Annotated in this window: 20 protein-coding genes; 16 read left to right on the plus strand and 4 right to left on the minus strand. The window is 60.3% G+C overall.

What is annotated here, in order from left to right; translation table 11 throughout:
• Nucleotides 1–87: 87 nt before the first annotated feature.
• Nucleotides 88–906 carry an IclR family transcriptional regulator gene (locus tag ACJ8J5_RS20880; RefSeq protein ID WP_025304160.1) on the minus strand — a complete coding sequence of 273 codons (819 nt, stop codon included), beginning with the start codon at nt 904–906 and terminating at the stop codon, nt 88–90.
• A gap of 374 nt (nt 907–1,280) precedes the next feature.
• Here ACJ8J5_RS20880 and ACJ8J5_RS20885 point away from each other — a divergent pair, with 374 nt between their 5' ends.
• The 12 genes from ACJ8J5_RS20885 to ACJ8J5_RS20940 all read left to right on the plus strand — a co-directional run bounded on the left by ACJ8J5_RS20885 (nt 1,281) and on the right by ACJ8J5_RS20940 (nt 13,591).
• Nucleotides 1,281–2,834 (plus strand): sugar ABC transporter ATP-binding protein, encoded by a 1,554-nt coding sequence (locus ACJ8J5_RS20885; protein WP_025304161.1) that lies wholly within the window; start codon nt 1,281–1,283, stop codon nt 2,832–2,834.
• A complete protein-coding gene (locus ACJ8J5_RS20890; protein WP_016930014.1) occupies nt 2,827–3,909 on the plus strand; it encodes an ABC transporter permease in 1,083 nt (360 codons plus the stop codon). Before ACJ8J5_RS20885 ends, ACJ8J5_RS20890 begins: the two co-directional genes overlap by 8 nt.
• Nucleotides 3,910–3,923: 14 nt before the next feature.
• Complete coding sequence (locus ACJ8J5_RS20895) at nt 3,924–5,024, plus strand: ABC transporter substrate-binding protein (RefSeq protein ID WP_043142668.1); 1,101 nt, start codon at nt 3,924–3,926, stop codon at nt 5,022–5,024.
• Nucleotides 5,021–5,896 carry an SMP-30/gluconolactonase/LRE family protein gene (locus ACJ8J5_RS20900; protein ID WP_342096097.1) on the plus strand — a complete coding sequence of 292 codons (876 nt, stop codon included), beginning with the start codon at nt 5,021–5,023 and terminating at the stop codon, nt 5,894–5,896. Before ACJ8J5_RS20895 ends, ACJ8J5_RS20900 begins: the two co-directional genes overlap by 4 nt.
• Before the next feature lie 256 nt (nt 5,897–6,152).
• The gene (gene yiaK, locus ACJ8J5_RS20905; RefSeq protein ID WP_141966754.1) at nt 6,153–7,151 is read left to right on the plus strand and encodes a 3-dehydro-L-gulonate 2-dehydrogenase; all 999 of its coding nucleotides are present in this window, start codon (nt 6,153–6,155) and stop codon (nt 7,149–7,151) included.
• Nucleotides 7,152–7,164: 13 nt separating this feature from the next.
• The gene (locus ACJ8J5_RS20910; RefSeq protein ID WP_025304166.1) at nt 7,165–7,638 is read left to right on the plus strand and encodes a YhcH/YjgK/YiaL family protein; all 474 of its coding nucleotides are present in this window, start codon (nt 7,165–7,167) and stop codon (nt 7,636–7,638) included.
• A gap of 122 nt (nt 7,639–7,760) precedes the next feature.
• Nucleotides 7,761–9,056, plus strand: coding sequence for an MFS transporter (locus ACJ8J5_RS20915; RefSeq protein WP_414104943.1), 1,296 nt, complete (start codon nt 7,761–7,763; stop codon nt 9,054–9,056).
• Nucleotides 9,056–10,546, plus strand: coding sequence for an FGGY-family carbohydrate kinase (locus ACJ8J5_RS20920; RefSeq protein ID WP_414104946.1), 1,491 nt, complete (start codon nt 9,056–9,058; stop codon nt 10,544–10,546). The genes ACJ8J5_RS20915 and ACJ8J5_RS20920 overlap by 1 nt, the downstream gene beginning before the upstream one ends.
• On the plus strand, nt 10,543–11,199 hold the full coding sequence (gene ulaD / locus ACJ8J5_RS20925; protein ID WP_025304169.1) for a 3-keto-L-gulonate-6-phosphate decarboxylase UlaD: 657 nt from the start codon (nt 10,543–10,545) through the stop codon (nt 11,197–11,199). The genes ACJ8J5_RS20920 and ulaD overlap by 4 nt, the downstream gene beginning before the upstream one ends.
• A gap of 1 nt (nt 11,200) precedes the next feature.
• Complete coding sequence (locus tag ACJ8J5_RS20930; protein ID WP_043142677.1) at nt 11,201–12,061, plus strand: L-ribulose-5-phosphate 3-epimerase; 861 nt, start codon at nt 11,201–11,203, stop codon at nt 12,059–12,061.
• Nucleotides 12,055–12,750: an L-ribulose-5-phosphate 4-epimerase gene (araD, locus tag ACJ8J5_RS20935; RefSeq protein ID WP_043142679.1), complete on the plus strand. Its 696-nt coding sequence runs from the start codon at nt 12,055–12,057 to the stop codon at nt 12,748–12,750. Before ACJ8J5_RS20930 ends, araD begins: the two co-directional genes overlap by 7 nt.
• A 142-nt stretch (nt 12,751–12,892) precedes the next feature.
• Nucleotides 12,893–13,591 (plus strand): RluA family pseudouridine synthase, encoded by a 699-nt coding sequence (locus ACJ8J5_RS20940; protein ID WP_414104944.1) that lies wholly within the window; start codon nt 12,893–12,895, stop codon nt 13,589–13,591.
• A 7-nt stretch (nt 13,592–13,598) separates the two neighbouring features.
• On the opposite strand, the gene ACJ8J5_RS20945 is transcribed toward ACJ8J5_RS20940, so the two are convergent.
• Complete coding sequence (locus tag ACJ8J5_RS20945) at nt 13,599–14,138, minus strand: DUF2058 domain-containing protein (protein WP_025304173.1); 540 nt, start codon at nt 14,136–14,138, stop codon at nt 13,599–13,601.
• A 317-nt stretch (nt 14,139–14,455) separates the two neighbouring features.
• Here ACJ8J5_RS20945 and ACJ8J5_RS20950 point away from each other — a divergent pair, with 317 nt between their 5' ends.
• The 3 genes from ACJ8J5_RS20950 (at nt 14,456) to ACJ8J5_RS20960 (ending at nt 18,027) form a co-directional block, all read left to right on the plus strand.
• A complete protein-coding gene (locus ACJ8J5_RS20950) occupies nt 14,456–15,433 on the plus strand; it encodes a DUF1852 domain-containing protein (protein ID WP_025304174.1) in 978 nt (325 codons plus the stop codon).
• A gap of 25 nt (nt 15,434–15,458) precedes the next feature.
• Nucleotides 15,459–16,490 (plus strand): methionine synthase, encoded by a 1,032-nt coding sequence (locus ACJ8J5_RS20955; RefSeq protein ID WP_049206152.1) that lies wholly within the window; start codon nt 15,459–15,461, stop codon nt 16,488–16,490.
• Between the two features lie 187 nt (nt 16,491–16,677).
• Nucleotides 16,678–18,027: an MFS transporter gene (locus tag ACJ8J5_RS20960; protein ID WP_049206153.1), complete on the plus strand. Its 1,350-nt coding sequence runs from the start codon at nt 16,678–16,680 to the stop codon at nt 18,025–18,027.
• Between the two features lie 82 nt (nt 18,028–18,109).
• Here ACJ8J5_RS20960 and mscS read toward each other — a convergent pair whose 3' ends face one another.
• Nucleotides 18,110–18,976 carry a small-conductance mechanosensitive channel MscS gene (gene mscS / locus ACJ8J5_RS20965; RefSeq protein WP_025304177.1) on the minus strand — a complete coding sequence of 289 codons (867 nt, stop codon included), beginning with the start codon at nt 18,974–18,976 and terminating at the stop codon, nt 18,110–18,112.
• Nucleotides 18,977–19,181: 205 nt separating this feature from the next.
• On the opposite strand from mscS, the gene ACJ8J5_RS20970 reads away from it, so the two are divergent.
• Nucleotides 19,182–19,850, plus strand: coding sequence for a DUF1345 domain-containing protein (locus ACJ8J5_RS20970; RefSeq protein ID WP_025304178.1), 669 nt, complete (start codon nt 19,182–19,184; stop codon nt 19,848–19,850).
• Nucleotides 19,851–19,905: 55 nt separating this feature from the next.
• Here ACJ8J5_RS20970 and fbaA read toward each other — a convergent pair whose 3' ends face one another.
• A complete protein-coding gene (gene fbaA, locus ACJ8J5_RS20975) occupies nt 19,906–20,985 on the minus strand; it encodes a class II fructose-bisphosphate aldolase (RefSeq protein ID WP_025304179.1) in 1,080 nt (359 codons plus the stop codon).
• Between the last annotated feature and the right edge of the window lie 37 nt (nt 20,986–21,022).

The raw sequence follows: 21,022 nt of genomic DNA on the forward strand, positions 1-21,022 counted from the left end.
CGCGTGTCGGTCAACACGCGCATCATACGAGGAAGCGATCATTAGGTGAAATTGATGTTTCTAATCCAGTATCAGAGATGCTAATACTTAAATCGGCGTGACGAACCCCAGCTCCTGAGAGATGCGTTGCGCGGTGGCCAGCACCGGTTTAATCAAACTTTTGACGCCGATCTGCTGCAGCTTGGCGGTCGGCAGAGAAACCGACACCGCATAAGGCACGCGCTGTTGAATATCGAACACCGGTGCTGCCACGCAGGAGACCCCCAGCTCGTTTTCCTCGCGATCCATCGCCATGCCGCGCTGGCGAATATCGGCCAGTTCCTCATACATCTTCGGCAGCTCGGTAATGGTATTGCGCGTCAGCGTCTGAATCTCTTGCTGGTGAGTCTGCCAGTAGTGAGCCGGGTAATCATCGTTGCCGTAAGCCATGAAGATTTTACCCATCGCCGAACAGTACAGCGGCATATGCTGGCCGATATAGGCGCGGGTGCGCATCATGCCGGTGGTCGGCTCCAGCTTGTAGATCAGAATGACGTGGTCGTCTTCGCGGCTGGAGAAGTTGACCGTCTCCCCCACTTCCAGATTCAGCTGTTCCAAATGCGGCGCGGCCACGTGAATGATGTTGAGTGACGACAGCGCCTTCTGGCCGATGGAAATGAACTTGGTGGTCAGGCGGTAGCTGCCCGGCGACGGCGCCTGGGTCACATAGCCGCTGGTGTGCAACCCCTGCAGCAGGCGGTGCACCGTGCTCTTGTTCATGCCGGCCAGTTCGGACAAATGCGCCAGCGGACATCCGTTGGGGAAATTACTCAGGATCTCAATCAACTGCAAACCGCGGAACAGGCTTTGGCTGCCCAGCGGTTTGTCTTTCTTGTCATCTTTCTCGTCGACGGCTTTCAGGCTCATAGCGAAAATCTCTCCAGTGTCGAACCGCCAACCGGCGCTGCGGCAAAGTCAGCAGGCTCTTTGCCGGGCATGTTACCCCAAGGCCCGCATCAGGTGAAGACGGAACGCCGTTTCATTGTCCGCAGCGGGATAAAAATCCGCAATATTTCCCCCGTGTTGAAGTGAGCCATCGGTCACACTTCCGCAAAGTAAAAAATAACTCATTGTTTAATAACAATAATTAAAACCTCACCGCCTTTGATTTAGCGCAACGAACGTCATATTATTTTTGAAATTGAATTTCGCATATTGAAATTTAAAGACCAGATACTCACCAGTAGTTTGGCTAATTTGCCCGACATCTTCGCACGGGCACGACACCAGGGGCGCATCACATGACTATGGATAATGCGGCACAACCCATCCTTACCCTCAGCCACATCGTCAAACGATTTGGCGGCAACGTGGCGGTCAACGACGTCAGCCTGCAGGTGATGCCGGGCGAAGTTCTGGCGTTGCTGGGCGAAAATGGCGCCGGCAAATCGACGCTGATCAAAGTGCTGGCGGGCGTCTACCCGCGCGACGGCGGCGATATTCGCTTTCAGGGCGCAAGCATCGCCTCCGCCGCCGCGATAAAAAGCACCAGCCGCCAGCCGATCGCCTTTATTCATCAGGATCTCGGCCTGATCGAATGGATGACGGTGGCGGAGAACATGGCGCTGGTGATGGGGTTTCCCCGCCGCTTTGGGCTGATCGACTGGCGCGCCATTCGCCGCCGGGCGGCGCAGGCGCTGCAAGACGTCGGCATCGCGCTCGATCCCGATGCGCGCGTCTTCGAACTGTCGCGCACCGAAAAATCGCTGCTGGCGATCGCTCGCGCGGTGGCGGTCAACGCCGAGCTGCTGGTGCTGGATGAACCGACCGCCTCCCTGCCCGCCAACGACGTGCGTCATCTGTTCGCCGTGATCAACCGGCTGCGCGCCAAAAAGGTCGGCATGATTTATGTCACCCACCGTCTGGACGAAGTGATCGAAATCGCCGATCGGATCTGCGTGATGCGCGACGGGCGCTATGTCGCCGGCGGTCGCACCGCCGACTACTCGCTGCGCGATCTGGTGCAAACCATCGTCGGCGAAGCGATGGCGGACGATCAGCGCGAACCGCTGCCGGAACATCGTCCGCCGGTGCTGCAGCTCGATAGCGTCACGGTGGGCGACATCGGCCCGGTGAGCTTCGACTTGCAGCCGGGCGAGATGCTGGCGCTGGCCGGCCTGCGCGGGGCCGGGCAAGAAGAGATTGGCCGGCTGCTGTTCGGGTTGCGCCAGGCCGACGGCGGCGCGATTCGATTTCGCGATCGGCCCTATCAGGCGAGCACCCCGCAGCAGGCGATGGCCTGCGGCGTTTCGCTGGTGGCGGGCGATCGCACCGGCGAAAGCCTGGTGATGTCGATGAGCGTGCGTGAAAACCTGTTTATCAACCCCTGCGCCAGCGGCCACCGGCTGCTCTCCCGCTACGGGCGGCGAGCGGAGATCGGCGCCAGTTGGTGGAAGGTGCAGCTGTTCGACGTACGCCCCAAGGACGTCAATATCGATATCAGCGCGCTGTCCGGCGGCAACCAGCAAAAGGTGGTGATGGCGCGCTGGATGCATCTGGGGGCGCCGCTGCTGATCCTGGAAGATCCCACCGCCGGCGTGGACGTCGGCGCGCGCGCGGAAATCTACCATCTGCTGAATAAATCCCTGGCGGAAGGCGTGGCAGTGCTGGTTATCTCCAACGATTTCGAGGAGATCGCCCATATTTGCAACCGCGCACTGGTATTCAACCGCGGGAAAGTGGTCGGCGAGCTGAAAAATCAGCAGGTGTCATTCGCCAATTTATTGGAGCTGGCCTCTGCCAGCACCGGGGAAAACGTCGCAATCACGTCAGAATCCGAGGTAGGCCATGTCTAAAACATCCGTTAAATCAACCGCACTGGAGCAGCGCGTCAGCCTGGCGCAGGACGGCGCCGGCCCGTGGCTGATGCAGGTTCTCACCCGCTATGGCCTGCTGCTGCTGTGCATCGCGCTGGTCGTGCTGTTCTCACTGCTCACCCCCTCCTTCGCATCAATGCTGACGCTTCAGGCTATCTTGTCGAGCAAGGCCAAAATCGCCCTGTTGGCGCTGGCGGCGACCATCCCGATGATCGTGGGCAAGATCGATCTTAACGTCGGTTTCGGCATTGTGCTGTGGCACATTCTGGCGATCACGCTGCAGGTGGAATACGGCTTCTCCTGGCAGATGGCGGTGCTGACGGTGCTGGCGATCTCGGCGCTGTACGGGTTGCTGAACGGCATTCTGGTGGCGCTGGCCGATATCGACAGCTTCGTCGCCACCCTCGGCTCCGGCACCGTACTGTACGCCATTGCCCTGTGGCACTCCGGCGGGCGGCAGATCGTCGGCGACTTGCCGGATGCCTTCATCGCGCTGCACCACACCGAGATCGCCGGCATTCCGATCGTGGCATTTTACGTGCTGATCGTCGCGGTGGTGCTGTGGCTCATCACCGAACACACCCCGCTCGGCCGCTGCATGTATGCGGTGGGCGGCAACCCGGCGGCGGCGCGCCTGAACGGCATCTCGGTCAACCGCTTTACCATCGGCGCCTTCATCGCCTCCAGCGTGCTCACCGGTTTCAGCGGCGTGTTGATCGCCGCCGAACAGGGCGTCGGCCAGGCCAGCGTCGGCATGGACTATCTGCTGCCAGCGCTGGTCGGCGCCTTCCTCGGCAGCACCACCATTCGCCCAGGGCGCGTCAACGTCTGGGGCACCGTGGTCGGCATCGCCATTCTGGCTATCGGCATCGCCGGCATCCAGCAGTTCGGCGGCGAATTCTGGGTCGAGCCGCTGTTCAACGGCGCGACGCTGTTGCTGTCGATCACTCTGGCCGGCTATGCCCAACGCCGCCGGCTGCTCAATCAGAAAGCGGTACAACGCAGCCAGGCGACGCCGGCTGACAACAACAATCAGACAGCGACTCATCCTTAAACCAGGAGCACACCATGAAACGCATTTGGCTGTTACCGGGGTTCACCACATTCTTGCTCGCCGCATCGCCGGTCTGGGCCGACGCCTATCTCGATCAGGCCACCGCCGCCGTGGCGAAGGCTACCGCCAGCGCCACCCAGTGGGACGGCCCCACCAGCGGCCCGCAGCTGCAGGCCAACAAGAAGATCATTTTTATCGCCTCCGACATGAAGAACGGCGGCGTGCAAGGGGTGCAACAGGGGTTGAGCGAAGCGGCGAAAGCCGCCGGCTGGAAGCTGGAAACGCTCGACGGCGGCGGCTCGGTGAAAGATCAGCTGGCATCGCTCAATCAGGCCATCGCCCAGAAACCAGACGGCATCGTGATCGGCGGCTGGAACCCTAACGTCGCCAAGATCCCGCTGAAAAAGGCCGTACAGCAGGGCATCGTGCTGACCGCCTGGCATGCGGTGCCGGAACCGGGCCCCATCGCCAAATACAATGTGTTCTATAACGTCACGTCGGATTCCAACGAAGTGGCGCGCATCGCCGCGCAATACGCGGTGGTGCAGTCCGGCGGCAAGGCGAGCGTGTTGATCTTCACCGACTCGCTGTACCAAATCGCCTTGGACAAGGCCAACGTCATGAAAGAAGAGATCGCCAAATGCAGCGGCTGTACGCTGCTGGAATTCATCGACACGCCGCTGGCCGATACCGCCAACCGCATGCCGGCGATGACCTTCAGCCTGCTGCAGAAGTACGGCGACAAATTCCAATATGCGCTGGCAATCAACGATCTGTATTTCGACTTTATGGCGCCGGCGCTGAAAACCGCCGGCAAAGGCGGCAAGAACGCGCCTTACAACGTGTCGGCCGGCGACGGTTCAATCTCCGCTTACCAGCGTATCCGATCGGGCGACAGCCAGTCGGCGACGGTGCCGGAGCCCTTGAAACTGCACGGTTGGCAGCTGCTGGACGAATTCAACCGCGCCTTCGCCAAGCAGCCGCCTTCCGGCTACGTGACCCCGGCGCATCTGGTCACCCGCGACAATATCGCCGCCGACGGCGGCGCCAATAACCTGTATGACCCGCAAAACGATTACCAGGGCCATTACAAAGCGATCTGGGGCGTGAAGTGAACGGCGGCATTCGGCATTCATTGCGCACGCACGCTCAGCTCGAGCGCTTGTGCTCACCGGCGATTTGGGCCGAAGGACCGGTCTGGCTGCCGCAAGAGGATGCGGTGGTGTTCAGCGACGTGAAAGGCAATCGCATGTTCCGCTGGTCGCGCCGGGGTGAGCTAAGCCTATACCGCTCGCCGTCGCACTACGCCAACGGCAATGCGCGCGACGGCGAGGGGCGCGTGGTCAGCTGTGAACACGGGCGGCGCGGCATCAGCCGCACCGAAAGCGATGGCGAAGTGCGCCTGTTGATCGACCGCGTCGACGGCAAGCGCTTTAACTCGCCGAACGACGTGGCGATGCGTTCCGACGGCACCCTGTGGTTCACCGATCCGCCCTACGGCATCATCGGCGACGAAGAGGGTTACAAATCAGAAAGCCAGGTGATCGGCTGCTATCTCTACAGCTTCGATCCACGCGACGGTTCGCTGACCATCGCCGCCTGCGACCTGCAGCGCCCGAACGGCCTGGCGTTTTCACCGGATGAAAAATGGCTGTACGTTGCAGACATGTCGATCGTGGATTTTCCGACGCTGGGCCGCCGCGAGCTGCGCGTCTATGCGGTCAACGGTCGCGAGCTGGAAGCAGGCCGCCGTTTTGCAACCGTGGAACCCGGGTTCCCGGACGGCTTCTGCGTCGATCGGGCCGGCAATCTGTTTTGCAGCTGCGCCGACGGCGTGCTGGTCTTCGATCCAGAGGGGCGACAGATCGACAAAATCAGCGTGCCGGAACGCGTCTCCAATTGTACCTTCGGCGGCCCGAACGGCGATGAACTCTATATCACCGCCACCACCTCGCTCTACCGCATGGTGCTGAACACCCGCGGTTAACCGGGGTCTCGCAAGACGCAGGGTGGGTTTCGATCCGCCCTGCTTTGTCACGTCTGAAGCACGCCATCTCCACCAAAACGTGGCGGCGATCACAAAATCACCACTCAATTTTAACGTCATGTTTTTCGTGAATAATTTTACTCCCCCTTGCTTTGACTTCCCTGAATCGCCGGGATAGCATTTATTTGAAATGCAATTTCGCATATTGAAATTTAGCGAACCAAAAACAGACGATTCGCACAGGCGGAGAACCGGCATGAGAGTGAGTTACAGCGAGTTAAAACAGCAATTCAAACGCGTGCTGCTGGCGCGCGGCGTGGCGGAACATCTCGCCGACGACTGCGCCGGCATGTTCGCCGACACCACCGCCAGCGGCGTTTACTCCCACGGCGTTAACCGCTTTCCACGCTTTATTCAGCAGTTGGACGCCGGCGATATCGTGCCGGACGCCGAACCCAGCAAACTGTTGTCGCTGGGGGCGATCGAGCAATGGGATGCGCACCAGGGCATCGGCAACCTTACCGCCCGCCGCATGATGGATCGCGCCATGCAGCTAGCCGACGATCATGGCATCGGCCTGGTGGCGCTGCGCAACGCCAACCACTGGATGCGCGGCGGCGGCTACGGCTGGCAGGCGGCGGAGAAAGGCTATATCGGCATTTGCTGGACCAACTCGATCGCCGTGATGCCGCCGTGGGGCGCCAAAACGTGCCGTATCGGCACCAACCCGCTGATCGTCGCCGTGCCCGGCAACCCGATCACCATGGTGGACATGTCGATGTCGATGTTTTCCTACGGCGCGCTGGAGCTGAACCGGCTGGCGGGCAAAACCCTGCCGGTGGACGGCGGCTTCGACAACGACGGCCGCCTGACCCGCGATCCGGCCACCATCGAAGAGAACCGGCGCATTTTGCCAATGGGGTATTGGAAAGGATCGGCGCTGTCGATCGTGCTGGACATGATCGCCACCCTGCTGTCCGGCGGCGCCTCGGTGGCGGAAGTGACGGAAGATCACCGCGACGAATACGGCGTCTCGCAGGTGTTCATCGCAATTGAGATAGACCGGTTGATCGACGGCGACAGCCGCGATCAAAAACTGCAGCGCATCATGGATTACGTCACCAGCGCCGAACGGGACAACCCCGACGTCGCCATTCGCCTGCCGGGCCACAAGTTCCCGCGCATTCTGGAAGAAAACCTGCGCGACGGCATTCCGGTTGACGAACGAGTCTGGGCGCGCATTCAGGCGCTGTAACGGGAGGATCATCATGATATTCGGCCACATCGCCAACACCGCGCCCGAGCAGTACCCGACGCCGGTCGCCAACGCCGTCGCCTATTTGCAGCGCACCGATTTCAGCGTCTTGCCCGCAGGGCGCTATGAAGATCCCGCCACCGGCTACGTGGTGCAAGTGCTGGATCTGCATACCCAACCACCGGATGCGCTACGCCCGGAAGTCCACCGGCAAAACGTCGACGTGCAGTTTCTGGTCAGCGGTACCGAGCTTATCGGCGTAGCGGCGGACAACGGCGACAACGTCATTCATCAGGAGCTGCTGGCGCAGCGCGACATCCTGTTTTATCAGGACGTGGCCGACGAATCCTGGCTCACGATGCGGCCCGGCAACTTCGCGGTATTTTTTCCGCAGGACGTGCATCGCCCGGCCTGCATTAACCAACGCCCCTGCGCGATACGCAAGGTGGTGGTGAAGATACCGCTGGCGTCGTTTAGCGCCCGATAGACGCAGCACCCGTAACGATAACAACACCGGTCCATGAGGCCTGTGCGGGCGCCCTTGCGCCCAAATTAAGCAAAACAATAACGCCCGACCCTACAAAAAAGTGAACATCGAAAGAGGTCCTTATGAATACAGCCTCCGTTTCCGTCAGCCAAAGCCAGGCTATTCCCAAGCTCCGCTGGCTGAGGATCGTGCCGCCGATCCTCATCACCTGCATCATTTCTTACATGGATCGGGTCAACATCGCCTTCGCCATGCCCGGCGGCATGGATGACGAACTCGGCATCACCGCCTCGATGGCCGGGCTGGCCGGCGGCATCTTCTTTATCGGTTACCTGTTTCTGCAGGTGCCCGGCGGCAAGCTGGCGGTATACGGCAACGGCAAGAAATTCATCGGCTGGTCACTGTTGGCCTGGGCGGTGATCTCGGTGCTGACCGGGCTGGTCACCAACCAGTACCAGCTGCTGTTCCTGCGCTTCGCCCTCGGCGTTTCCGAAGGCGGCATGCTGCCGGTGGTGCTGACCATGATCAGCAACTGGTTCCCGGATAAGGAGCGCGGCCGCGCCAACGCCATCGTCATCATGTTCGTGCCGATCGCCGGGATTCTCACCGCCCCGCTGTCGGGTTGGATCATCACCGCCTGGGACTGGCGCATGCTGTTTCTGGTGGAGGGGGCTCTGTCGCTGGTGGTGATGGCGCTGTGGTACTTCACCATCAGCAACCGGCCGCAGGAAGCCAAATGGATCTCGCAGGCGGAGAAAGAGTATCTGGTGAAGACCCTGCACGACGAACAGCTGCTGATCAAAGGAAAAACGGTGCGCAACGCCTCGCTGCGCCGGGTGCTGGGCGATCGGATCATGTGGCAGCTGATCCTGGTGAATTTCTTCTACCAGACCGGTATCTACGGTTACACCCTGTGGCTGCCGACCATTTTGAAAGGGCTGACCCACGGCGATATGGAGCAAGTGGGCCTGCTGGCTATCTTGCCCTATATCGGCGCCATCTTCGGCATGCTGATCATCTCCACCCTCTCCGATCGCACCGGTAAGCGCAAAGTCTTCGTCGCCCTGCCGCTGGCCTGCTTTGCCGCCTGCATGGCGCTGTCGGTGCTGCTGAAGGATCACATCTGGTGGTCTTACGCTGCGCTGGTCGGCTGCGGCGTATTCATTCAGGCGGCGGCCGGGGTGTTCTGGACCATCCCGCCCAAATTGTTCAACGCCGAAGTGGCCGGCGGCGCACGTGGCGTGATCAATTCGCTGGGCAACCTCGGCGGCTTTTGCGGCCCGTATATGGTCGGCGTCCTGATCAGCCTGTTCAACAAGGATGTCGGCGTCTACAGCCTGGCGGCCTCGTTGGCGATCGCCTCCGTGCTGGCGTTGATGCTGCCCAATAAATGCGACCACAGCGCGAGGAGCGAATGATGGAATATTGGCTGGGGCTCGACTGCGGCGGTACCTTCATCAAGGCGGGTTTATACGACCGCAGCGGCCATGAACACGGCGTTGCGCGGCGCAATCTGGCGATCGTCGCGCCGCAGCCCGGCTGGGCCGAGCGCGATATGGCATCGCTGTGGCGCACCGCCGCCGACGTGATCCGTGAAGTGCTGTCCGCCAGCGGCGTCGCTGCCGGCGCCATCCAGGCCATCGGCATCTCGGCGCAGGGTAAGGGGGCGTTTCTGCTGGATAAGCAGGGGCAGCCGCTGGGTAACGCCATGCTCTCTTCCGATCAGCGCGCGCTGGCGCTGGTGCAGGAATGGCAGCGACAGGGCGTGCCGCAGGCGCTGTATCCGCAAACGCGCCAAACGCTGTGGACCGGGCACCCGGTTTCGCTGCTGCGCTGGCTGAAGCGGCATCAGCCGGAACGTTACGCCCGCATCGGCAGCGTGCTGATGGCGCACGACTACCTGCGCTATTGCCTGACCGGCGAGCTGGCCTGCGAAGAAACCAATATCTCCGAATCCAACCTGTATCAGATGCGCAGCGGACGCTATGACTCGGCGCTGGCGCAGCTGCTGGGTATCGGCGACATCATGCCCGCCCTGCCGACGATCGTCGGTTCGGCCGAGATCGCCGGGCGCGTCGAGGCAAACGCCGCGGCCATCACCGGCCTGCAAACCGGCACCCCGGTAGTCGGCGGGTTGTTCGACGTAGTGTCCACCGCACTGTGCGCCGGCCTGCAGGACGAAACCCGGCTCAATGCGGTGATGGGGACCTGGTCGGTCACCAGCGGCATCACCGACGCCATCGTCGAGGGTTTCGATCATCCCTTTGTCTATGGCCGCCACGCCGAAAACGGCCAATACATCGTGCACGAAGCCAGCCCCACTTCCGCCGCCAACCTGGAGTGGTTCTGTCGCCAATGGGGGCTGCAGGACTACGACCAGCTTAACCGCTGGGTCGCCGCCCTGCCGAAAGCCGCCGGCGATCTGCTGTTCGCCCCTTTCCTGTATGGCTCCAACGCCGGCCTGGGGCTGAGCGCCAGCTTCTACGGTCTGCAGGCTTTCCACCAGCGCGAGCACTTGGTGCAGGCGATCTACGAAGGCGTGGTGTTCTGCCACATGACGCACCTTAACCGTATGCGCCGGCGTTTCCCTGAGGCGCAGGCGCTGCGCGTGACCGGCGGCCCCGCCAAATCCCGCCCCTGGATGCAAATGTTCGCCGACGTCAGCGGCCTGCCGGTTGAGCTGCCGCAGGTGGAAGAAACCGGCTGTCTGGGCGCGGCGATGGCGGCCATGGTCGGCAGCGGCGTCTTCAACGATTTCACCGCCGCCCAGCACCGGCTGGCGCCGCGTATCGAGCGGCTGCTGCCTGATGCGGCCGCCGCCGAAGCTTACGACCACAAACACCAACGTTATCAGGCGCTGATTGCTGCATTGCAAAATCTGCAGCCCGCCAACAAGGAGGCCCCATGAGCACGAAACCGCGCCTGCAGCTGGCGCTCGATCAAACCCGTTTGGATACGGCGCTGCGCACCGCCGAGACCCTCAGCCCCCATGTGGACATCATCGAGGCCGGTACCATTTTGTGCATCAGCGCCGGTATTCAGGCGGTTAGCGCGCTGCGTGAACGCTGTCCGCAGCACACGCTGGTGGCCGATCTCAAGGTGGCCGACGCCGGTGCGACGCTGGCCGATCAGGCCTTCGGCCAGGGCGCGGACTGGATGACGGTGATCTGCGCCGCGCCGTTGGCCACCATGGCCAGCGCGCGGGAGGTCGCCGAGCGTCACGGCGGTGAAATCCAGATCGAACTGTTCGGCCGCTGGACATTGGAGGATGCGCGGCAATGGCGCGGCCTCGGCATTCGTCAGGCGATCTATCACCGCGGCCGCGACGCGCAGGCCAGCGGGCAGACCTGGGGCCGGCAGGATCTGGATCGGATGAAGGCGCTGTCCGATCTGGGCATCGAGCTGTCGGTGACCGGCGGCATCACGCCCGCCGACCTGCCGCTGTTTAAAGAAATCGCCGTCACCGCCTTTATCGCCGGCCGCGCGCTGGCCGAGGCCGGCGATCCGCCGGCCGCCGCCAGGCAGTTCCGCACCGCCATCGATGACATCTGGAGATCATGATATGCGTCAGCACCCGTTGGGAATTTACGAGAAAGCGCTGCCGAAACACCTGAGCTGGCCCGAACGCCTGGCGCTGGCCAAGGCCTGCGGCTTCGACTTCGTCGAAATGTCGGTGGACGAAAGCGATGAACGTCTGGCGCGCCTGAGCTGGAGCAAGGCGCAGCGCCTGGCGCTGGTGGACGCCATGCTGGAAACCGGCATCCGCATTCCGTCGATGTGCCTCTCCGGCCACCGGCGCTTTCCGTTTGGCAGCCACGATCCGGCGCTGCGACAGCGCGCCTTCGACGTGATGGAACAGGCCATTCAGCTGGCCAAAGATGTCGGTATCCGGACGATCCAGCTAGCCGGCTACGACGTGTATTACGAAGAGCAGGACGAGGGGACGCTGGCGCGCTTTAGCGAAGGCATGCAGTGGGCGGTAGACCGTGCCGCCGCCGCCCAGGTGATGCTGGCGGTGGAAATTATGGACACCGCCTTTATGAACTCGATCGCTAAATGGAAAGCCTGGGACGCCCTGCTGGCCTCGCCGTGGTTCTCGGTGTATCCAGACGTCGGCAACCTCAGCGCCTGGGGCAATGACGTGCCGCGCGAGCTGGAGCTGGGCATCGATCGCATCGCCGCCATTCACCTGAAAGACACCTACCCGGTCACCGCCACTTCGCCGGGGCAATTCCGCGACGTGCCGTTTGGCGAAGGCTGCGTCGACTTCGTCGAGGTGTTTCGCACGCTGCAGCGCCTCAATTACCGCGGCGCATTCCTGATTGAGATGTGGACCGAAAAAGCCGAGGAGCCGGTGGCCGAGATCGTTCAGGCCCGCCGCTGGATCGAACAGAAAATGCAACAAGGGGGCATGACATGCTGACTCAGTTAAAACAACAGGTGCTGGAGGCCAATCTCGATCTGCCGCGCCATAAGCTGGTGACCTTTACCTGGGGCAACGTCAGCGCGGTGGATCGCGAACGCGGTCTGGTGGTGATCAAGCCTTCCGGCGTTGAATACGAGCATATGACGGCGGAGGATATGGTGGTGGTCGATCTGGCCAGCGGCCGCACCGTCGAGGGGGCAAAAAAACCGTCGTCGGACACCGCCACCCATCTGGCGCTGTACCGCGAATTTGCCGATATCGGCGGCATCGTCCACACCCATTCGCGCCACGCCACCATCTGGGCGCAGGCCGGGCTGGACATCCCCGCCTGGGGAACCACCCACGCCGACTATTTTTATGGCGCTATCCCCTGCACTCGCCTGATGACCCAGGATGAAATTGAGCACGATTACGAACTGGAAACCGGCAACGTGATTATCGAAACCTTCCGCCGGCGCGATATCAATCCCAACGCGATCCCGGCGGTACTGGTCAATGCCCACGGCCCCTTCGCCTGGGGCAAAGACGCCCACAACGCGGTGCATAATGCGGTGGTGCTAGAAGAGATCGCCTACATGGGCATTTTCTCGCGCCAGCTGACGCCGGGCATTCACAGCATGCAGCGCGAGCTGTTGGACAAACACTACCTGCGCAAACACGGCCAAAACGCCTACTACGGGCAGTAGAGCGCCGGGGACTTAACCGTGGCACCCGATGCTTTGCCGCATCGGGTGCCAACGGGCATGAGCCGCAGTGTAACGAAAACCGCATTCGCTCATCGACGCGAAATTCGCTATCATCCGCCCCCACCCACCAGCCGGCCGCCCGATGTCTACGATCACCGATACCTTTATTGCCCCGCCATGCCATGACCCAATAGAGATCCTCTATCAGGACGATCATCTGGCGCTGATCAATAAACCGGCCGGGCTGCTCAGCCTCTCGGGCAAGAATCCGCAGAATCTCGATTCGGTACACCACCGGCTGGTACAGATCTTCCCCGGCTGCGCCCTGGTGCACCGCCTGGATTTCGGCACGTCCGGGTTGATGGTGGTGGCCCGCAACAAGGCCGCCAACGCCGCGCTCTGCCGGCAGTTCAGAGAGCGCACCGTCAGCAAAGTGTACAGCGCGCTGCTGTGCGGCCATCTGGCGGATAACGAAGGGGTCATAGACGCGGCGATCGCCAAAGATCCGGCGCTGTTCCCGCTGATGTCGATTTGCGCCCTCCACGGCAAGCCCGCCCGCTCCCGCTATCGGGCCGTCGAGCGTTTTTATCGTGAAACGGAAGGCGGGATCTCGCTGCCGCTGACGCGGGTGCAGCTCACCCCGGAGACCGGGCGCACCCACCAGCTGCGTATTCACAGCCGGCAGTTGGGCCACCCTATTTTAGGCTGCGATCTTTACGGCGGGCGCCTGCTGCCGGGTACCGAGCAGACGCCGCGGCTGATGCTGCACGCCAGCGAGCTGGACTTTATGCACCCCATCAGCGGAGCGCGGATCGCCGCTCGTCACGCCGCGCCGTTCTGAACGCGGATTACCACATCAAATCGTCGGGCACTTTAAAGTCGGCGTACGGATCGTCTTCATCCTGTTCTTCCTGACTCAGCGCGCTGTGCAGCACAATGCTCGCCGCATCGCGCTGCGCGATTTTATCGGCGACGCTCGCGGGGATAATCGCGTATTCACACTCTTCCCGGTTCTCGACCACCAAGCGGGCAATGGCGAGGCGGCCATTGATCAGCTGAGTCTGCGTCGCCTTATCCACCAGGATTTTCTTGATCAGGTTGCCGTCGGTGAAGTTGAAACCGATATCACCTTTCGCCAGAACGATGCGGTTCATCTCGATCAGTTGCTTCACCTGCGCCTTGTATTCTTTGGACAGCGCGGCTTGCTTTTGCTGCTCGTTCAGCGCTTTATCGCGCTCAAGCTGCGCCTTTTTATTCTCTTCCACCGCCTCTCTGGCCTCACGGGCCTGAACGCGTGATTTTTTAGCCGTTCTTTGGACTTTGGCCATTTTCTTGCTAGTTACCAAGCCCGCTTTGAGCATCTGCTCTTGTAAGGTGAGTTTTGTCATGTTCGTGTCTGAAGCCGTGGGATCATGGGGGGATTATACCCGTAATTTTTCAGGCTGCACCAGGTTGCCGGCCCGGTACGTTGGCGGTTTGCGCTGCAGGGCAACGGCGATAAACCGACCCGAACGCCAGATCATGAATAGCGCTCATGTGGTAATGAAATTAAGTCTCTTTCACTCCCTGCGGGACTCTGGCAAAAATAGACCTCATTAACGACAGACAATATGAAATCGGCTGAATGAAAAAAAGAGAAAAACAACCCATTGAAAAAAATGGATAAATCCAGCCGTCATACCATATAACAGGATGCTATAAGACGATGAATAGAGACTTTACCTTTACGATTAAGAGCAGTTCTTTCGATGAAGATTATAACCCTTCTGAAAGTACGCGTATCACCACCAACTTCGCCAATTTGGCCAGAGGGGAAAACCGCCGGGAGAACCTGCGCAATACGCTGGTGATGATTAACAACCGCTTCAATACGTTGGCGCATTGGGATAACCCCAAGGCCGATCGCTATTCGGTCGAGCTTGAAATCATCTCGGTTGAGATGCGCGTTGAAGATCAGGGTGCCAGCTTCCCGGTGATCGAAATCCTGAAAACCAACATCATTGATAAAAAAACGCAAAAGCGTATCGAGGGCATCGTTGGGAACAATTTCTCCTCTTACGTGCGCGACTACGACTTTAGCGTCTTGCTGCCGGCGCACAATAAAAACACGGCGGAATTTACCATTCCGGATGATTTCGGCGATTTGCACGGCAATATCTTTAAGCACTTCGTCAATTCAAACGAATACCATGAAAATTTCAGCAAACCGCCGGTGATCTGCCTCAGCGTGTCCAGCAAAGACACCTACCATCGGACGGGCAATCAACACCCGGTGTTGGGCGACGAGTATCGGCAAGACGGCGCTTCGCTGACCGACCGGTATTTTAAAAAAATGGGCCTGCAGGTGCGCTACTTCATGCCGAAAAATAGCGTCGCGCCCCTGGCGTTTTATTTCCCCGGGGATTTGCTGAGCGATTACACCGATCTGGAACTGATCGGCACCATCAGCACGATGGAGACCTTCCAGAAAATTTATCGGCCTGAAATTTACAATGCCAACTCGGCGGCGGGGCAATGCTATCAGCCAAGCCTGAATAACCAGGATCATTCATTAACCAAGATTGTTTACGATCGCGAAGAGCGTAGCCAGTTAGCGATTGAGCAGGGGAAATTTACGGAAGAGCAATTTATCAAACCCTACAAACCTCTTCTTGAGCAATGGTCTGCTCACTACGCGCTTTGATTCACTCAAATACAGGTCATCTATTATGAAAATATTGCTCCCTACATCGACCGCCGGCAGCTTGCCCAAACCTGTCTGGCTGGCCCAACCGGAAACCCTGTGGTCGCCTTGGAAATTGCAGAATGAAGAATTAATCGAAGGGAAACAGGACGCCTTGCGTTTGTCGCTGGCAGAGCAACAACAGGCCGGCATCGATATCGTCAGCGATGGCGAGCAAACGCGCCAGCACTTCGTCACGACGTTTATCGAACACCTCAGCGGCGTCGATTTCGAGAAACGCGAAGTGGTTAAAATCCGCAATCGCTACGAGGCGAGCGTGCCAACCGTTGTGGGGGCGGTCTCGCGCCAAAAACCCGTTTTCGTTGAAGACGCCAAATTTTTACGCCAGCTGACCAAGCAGCCGATTAAATGGGCCCTGCCGGGGCCGATGACCATGATCGACACGCTTTATGACAACCACTATAAAAGCCGCGAGAAATTGGCCTGGGAGTTCGCCAAGATCCTCAATCAGGAAGCTAAAGAGCTCGAGGCCGCCGGCGTCGACATTATTCAGTTTGATGAGCCCGCATTTAACGTGTTCTTTGACGAGGTGAATGACTGGGGCATTGCCGCCCTGGAAAGAGCCATTGAAGGGCTTAAGTGTGAAACCGCCGTACATATCTGCTATGGATATGGGATTAAAGCCAATACCGACTGGAAAAAGACGCTGGGCTCGGAATGGCGGCAATATGAAGAGGCGTTTCCGAAACTGCAAACGTCCAACATCGATATCATCTCCCTGGAGTGCCATAACTCGCACGTGCCGATGGACCTGCTTGAACTGATCCGCGGCAAAAAGGTGATGGTCGGCGCCATCGACGTAGCGAATCATGCCATTGAGACGCCAGAGGAAGTGGCCGCTACGCTGCGCAAAGCGCTGCAGTTTGTCGATGCCGACAAGCTCTATCCGTCGACCAACTGCGGCATGGCCCCCCTGCCCCGTCAGGTCGCCCGCGGCAAGCTGAATGCGTTAAGCGCAGGTGCCGAGATCGTGCGCCGAGAGCTGTTAGCCAAATAACCTTGCCAGCGCCCGCCACAGACACCTCCTGTGGCGGGCGATTATCATCAATTCCCCCTCCCCGCAACGTCCCCGCTCTGGTGTATACTCGGATTTCTACGCGATGCCAGCCACAGCGGTTTTGGTTCAGGCCTGGCCTGAACAGCCCTCAGCCAGCCCACACCAGCCGAATAACAGTGGAATAACCATGAGCCCAAATACCGCTCGCATCAGCGAAATCATCGATCGCGCCAGGATCTCCCCCTACCAAATCCTGATCCTCACCCTGTGTTTCCTCATTGCCCTGCTGGACGGTTTCGATACCGCCATCATCGGCTATATCGCCCCGGCGCTGCGCGAAGAGTGGGATCTGCTGCCCGCTCAGCTCTCTCCCGCCTTCGGTGCGGGGCTGTTCGGCCTGCTGATCGGCAGCCTGCTGTTCGGGCCGATCGCCGACGCCTTCGGCCGCAAACGCGTGCTGCTCGTCGCGGTGCTGGTGTTTGGCGGCTGCACCCTGGCTTCGGCCTATACGCATTCGATCGAATCCCTGACCCTGCTGCGCTTCATCACCGGCATTGGCCTCGGGGGCGCAATACCAACTTGCATCACCCTCAGCTCGGAGTACTCACCGGCGCGCCGCCGCATGCTGATGGTCACCTTGAGCTGGAGCGGCTTTACCGCTGGGTTAGCCCTGGGCGGCCTGCTGGCCGGGCAGATCATCCCGGCGTTCGGCTGGCGCGGCCTGCTGCTGGTCGGTGGCATCGCGCCGTTGGCGCTGCTGCCGCTGTTGGCCTGGCAGATGCCCGAATCAGTACGCTTTATGGCCGCCAGCGCCAAACATGCCGATCGGCTGCGCCGGGTGGTCGAGCGTATCACCGGCCAGCGTTGGGCCGGTGTGACGATTGTCGATGACGAGCGTCCGGCGCAGATCAAATCACCGATCTCGCATCTGTTTATCGAAGGGCGCGCCGTGCGCACCCTGCTGCTGTGGGCGGCGTTCTTCTGTTCGCTGTTCGTGTTCTACCTGCTCACCAGCTGGTTGCCGACGATACTCAAAGACGCCGGTTTCGATATCGCCCACGCCTCGCGCATCGGCGCGATGGTGCCGCTCGGCGGCACCCTGGGCGCCATTCTGATGGCGCTGCTGATGGATCGGGTCGGGCCCTACCGCGTGCTGGCCGTCTCCTACCTGGGTGCCGCGCTGGTGATTGGCGCCACCGGGTATCTGATGGGCGACGTCTACACGCTGGCCGCCGTCGTGTTCCTTATCGGCTTCGGCGTGGCCGGCGCGCAGAACGGCCTGAACCTGGTTTCCGCCACCCTTTACCCGACCGCAGCCCGCGTGACCGGCGTCAGTTGGGCCATGGCCAATGGCCGCTTTGGCTCGATCGTCGGCTCGATGCTCGGCGCCTGGATGATGACCGCCGCCGGCTCGACGGAGGTGTTCTTCCTCTGGCTGGCGCTGCCGGCGCTGTTGGGCGCCGCCGCCATCTTCCTGCTTTATCGCCTCAGCCTGCGCCGCCGCGTGCCGCTCACGGAGCCGGCAGCGGACATCTGACCGCCCTAAAAGAAAAGGCCGAGACGCCATCGGTAGCGTCTCGGCCTGCAGTAAAAAAAGGGGGCCAAGGCCCCCTTCTGTGTTATTCCGCCTTGGCGGAAGCGTCTTCAGTGCGATACAGGTGCACGTCCATTTGCGGGAACGGAATGCCGATGTTGTGGGCATCCAGCGCGCGCTTGAAGTTTTCCATCAGATCGAAGTACACGTTCCAGTATTCCGCATTGGTGGTCCAGGAACGGGTCACAAAGTTCAGGGAAGATGGCGCCATCTCGTTCAGACGCACAGTCACGCCTTTAGCGTGCATGATGCGCTTGTCGGCGGCGATCACGTCGCCCAGCACCTTCTTCACCACGTCGATATCGGCGTTGTAGGCCACGCCTACCACGATATCCACACGGCGGTTCGGCTCGCGGGAGTAGTTGATGATGTTGCCGGCGATGATTTTACCGTTCGGCACCACGATGGTTTTGTTGTCTGCGGTGCGCAGGGTGGTGGAGAAAATCTGCACCTGATCGACGGTACCGGCCACGCCGCCCAGATCGACATATTCACCCACGCGCAGCGGGCGGAAGATCACCAGCAGCACGCCGGCGGCGAAGTTAGACAGCGAGCCTTGCAGCGCCAGACCGACGGCCAAACCGGCGGCACCCAGCACCGCGATCACCGAGGTGGTCTGCACGCCGACGCGCCCCAGCACCGCGATGAAGGTGAACGCCAGCACGCCGTAACGTACGATCGCCGACAGGAAGTCTGCCACCGTGGCGTCGATGCCGCGCAGTTTCATCACGCGGTTCAGCGCATTGCCGACCACGCGGGCCACGATCGAACCGATGATCAGGATAACGATGGCGGCGACGATATTCACCGCGTACTGGATCAACAGATCCTGGTTCTTCACCAACCAGTTGCCGGCACCGTTGATGCCGTCTACTACATTCAAATCTTTCATTCGTGTCGTCCTAACTCAGTCCCTAACGGGAGAAACTCGCAAAAATACACTGGCCTCGGCAGCCAGTAGGAAACCACCGCCTAAGGGTAACCAACATTAAAGGCTCATGCCAACCGTCAGCGTTAAAAATAGCCGAAACCGCCCGCCGCGTCTTCTATGCTGAAAACAGCGCGTTGGCTATTTCACGACAAGGGATCCGTTCTTCATGCACATTCGCTCTTCGCTCAAACACTATTGGCAAGTGCGGCCCAGGCTGCTGTTTTCCGTCGGCGCCGGGCTGCTGTGCTTTCTGCTGCTGCCCGCCCAGCTCTCGTTGCTGCAGCGCCTAATGATCGGCTGGAATACGCTGGCCTGGCTCTATCTGCTGTTTCTCTGGCGGCTGATGCTGGTCAGCACACCGCAGCACATTCGCCAGATCGCTCGGCGACAGGATGAAAGCGCCAGCACGGTGTTGGCGCTGGTCAGTTTCGGTTGTCTGGTGAGCATTCTGGCGATCCTGTTCGAATTGAGCAGCGCCAAACAGGCCAGCGACTCGCTGAAAACGCTACATCTGGCGTTAACCGGCGCAACGCTGGCAGTCTCCTGGCTGCTGCTGCCGACCGCCTTCACCATGCACTATGCCCATCAGTTTTACCGTCAGGGCGCGCAGCAGGATCCTTTGCCGCTGCTGTTTCCCGGCAATCTCACCGAGCCGACCTATCTGGACTTCGCCTACTTCTCCTTCACCATCGCGGTCGCGTCGCAAACGGCCGACGTGGCGGTCGGCGCCGCGGAGGTGCGTAAAATCGCGCTCGTGCAGTCGGTTATTTCGTTCGTGTTCAACATGCTGATCCTGGGCCTGTCGATCAACGTCGGTGCCGGCCTGCTGGGCTGAAAACGAAAAAGGCTCCCCGCAGGGAGCCTTATGCACGTGCAACAGGTGCCGAAGATTACAGAACGTCTACCGCGTTCAGATCTTTGAAAGCCTGCTCCAGACGCGTCACCATGCTGGTCTGCGCTGCGCGCAGCCATACGCGTGGATCGTAGTATTTCTTGTTCGGCTGATCGGCGCCTTTCGGGTTGCCCAGCTGGCCCTGCAGGTAAGCTTCGTTCGCTTTGTAGTACTGCAGGATGCCATCCCAGGTCGCCCATTGGGTGTCGGTGTCGATGTTCATTTTGATCACGCCGTAACCCACAGACTCTTTGATCTCTGCGTCGGTAGAACCGGAACCGCCGTGGAACACGAAGTTCAGGCTGTTGTGCGGCAGGTTGAATTTCTTGGACACGTAGTCCTGAGAATCACGCAGGATGGTCGGAGTCAGCTTGACGTTGCCTGGCTTGTACACGCCGTGCACGTTACCGAAGGAGGCTGCGATGGTGAAGCGCGGGCTGATGGCGTTCAGTTTTTCGTACGCGTAAGCCACGTCTTCCGGCTGGGTGTACAGTGCGGAAGCGTCCATATGGCTGTTGTCCACGCCATCTTCTTCACCGCCGGTGCAGCCCAGTTCGATTTCCAACGTCATGCCGATTTTGGCCATGCGCTTCAGGTAGGCGCTGCAGATCTCGATGTTTTCTTCCAGAGATTCTTCAGACAGATCGATCATGTGGGAAGAGAACAGCGGTTTGCCGGTAGCGGCGAAGTGCTTCTCGCCGGCGTCCAGCAGGCCGTCCAGCCATGGCAGCAGTTTCTTCGCGCAGTGGTCGGTGTGCAGGATCACCGGCACGCCGTAGTGTTCAGCCATCTGGTGAACGTGGTGTGCGCCAGAGATAGCGCCCAGAATCGCTGCACCCTGAGGCACATCGGTCTTCACGCCTTTGCCGGCGATGAACGCGGCGCCGCCGTTGGAGAACTGAACGATAACCGGCGCGCGCACTTTAGCCGCGGCTTCCAGCACTGCGTTGATGGAGTCGGTACCCACGCAGTTTACCGCTGGCAGCGCAAAGTTGTTCTCTTTAGCAACTGCGAAGACTTTCTGAACGTCATCACCCGTGATGACACCCGGTTTTACGAAATCAAAAATTTTAGACATGTTACTTTGTCCTGTTTCGTCGGCCGTAGATGGATGT

It is taken from the genome of Serratia sp. CY43202 (genome assembly GCF_052168755.1).
In the GTDB taxonomy this organism is placed as follows: domain Bacteria; phylum Pseudomonadota; class Gammaproteobacteria; order Enterobacterales; family Enterobacteriaceae; genus Serratia; species Serratia bockelmannii.

Excerpts from the sequence above, each read along its gene's own strand:
- yiaK (WP_141966754.1), top strand. The coding sequence starts at position 6,153 with ATGAGAGTGAGTTACAGCGAGTTAAAACAGCAATTCAAACGCGTGCTG.
- ACJ8J5_RS20920 (WP_414104946.1), top strand. The coding sequence starts at position 9,056 with ATGGAATATTGGCTGGGGCTCGACTGCGGCGGTACCTTCATCAAGGCG.
- ACJ8J5_RS20890 (WP_016930014.1), top strand. The coding sequence starts at position 2,827 with ATGTCTAAAACATCCGTTAAATCAACCGCACTGGAGCAGCGCGTCAGC.
- ACJ8J5_RS20880 (WP_025304160.1), bottom strand. The coding sequence starts at position 906 with ATGAGCCTGAAAGCCGTCGACGAGAAAGATGACAAGAAAGACAAACCG.
- araD (WP_043142679.1), top strand. The coding sequence starts at position 12,055 with ATGCTGACTCAGTTAAAACAACAGGTGCTGGAGGCCAATCTCGATCTG.
- ACJ8J5_RS20950 (WP_025304174.1), top strand. The coding sequence starts at position 14,456 with ATGAATAGAGACTTTACCTTTACGATTAAGAGCAGTTCTTTCGATGAA.
- ACJ8J5_RS20895 (WP_043142668.1), top strand. The coding sequence starts at position 3,924 with ATGAAACGCATTTGGCTGTTACCGGGGTTCACCACATTCTTGCTCGCC.
- ACJ8J5_RS20940 (WP_414104944.1), top strand. The coding sequence starts at position 12,893 with ATGTCTACGATCACCGATACCTTTATTGCCCCGCCATGCCATGACCCA.
- ulaD (WP_025304169.1), top strand. The coding sequence starts at position 10,543 with ATGAGCACGAAACCGCGCCTGCAGCTGGCGCTCGATCAAACCCGTTTG.
- ACJ8J5_RS20885 (WP_025304161.1), top strand. The coding sequence starts at position 1,281 with ATGACTATGGATAATGCGGCACAACCCATCCTTACCCTCAGCCACATC.
- fbaA (WP_025304179.1), bottom strand. The coding sequence starts at position 20,985 with ATGTCTAAAATTTTTGATTTCGTAAAACCGGGTGTCATCACGGGTGAT.
- ACJ8J5_RS20930 (WP_043142677.1), top strand. The coding sequence starts at position 11,201 with ATGCGTCAGCACCCGTTGGGAATTTACGAGAAAGCGCTGCCGAAACAC.
- ACJ8J5_RS20945 (WP_025304173.1), bottom strand. The coding sequence starts at position 14,138 with ATGACAAAACTCACCTTACAAGAGCAGATGCTCAAAGCGGGCTTGGTA.
- ACJ8J5_RS20955 (WP_049206152.1), top strand. The coding sequence starts at position 15,459 with ATGAAAATATTGCTCCCTACATCGACCGCCGGCAGCTTGCCCAAACCT.
- ACJ8J5_RS20910 (WP_025304166.1), top strand. The coding sequence starts at position 7,165 with ATGATATTCGGCCACATCGCCAACACCGCGCCCGAGCAGTACCCGACG.
- ACJ8J5_RS20960 (WP_049206153.1), top strand. The coding sequence starts at position 16,678 with ATGAGCCCAAATACCGCTCGCATCAGCGAAATCATCGATCGCGCCAGG.
- ACJ8J5_RS20970 (WP_025304178.1), top strand. The coding sequence starts at position 19,182 with ATGCACATTCGCTCTTCGCTCAAACACTATTGGCAAGTGCGGCCCAGG.
- mscS (WP_025304177.1), bottom strand. The coding sequence starts at position 18,976 with ATGAAAGATTTGAATGTAGTAGACGGCATCAACGGTGCCGGCAACTGG.
- ACJ8J5_RS20915 (WP_414104943.1), top strand. The coding sequence starts at position 7,761 with ATGAATACAGCCTCCGTTTCCGTCAGCCAAAGCCAGGCTATTCCCAAG.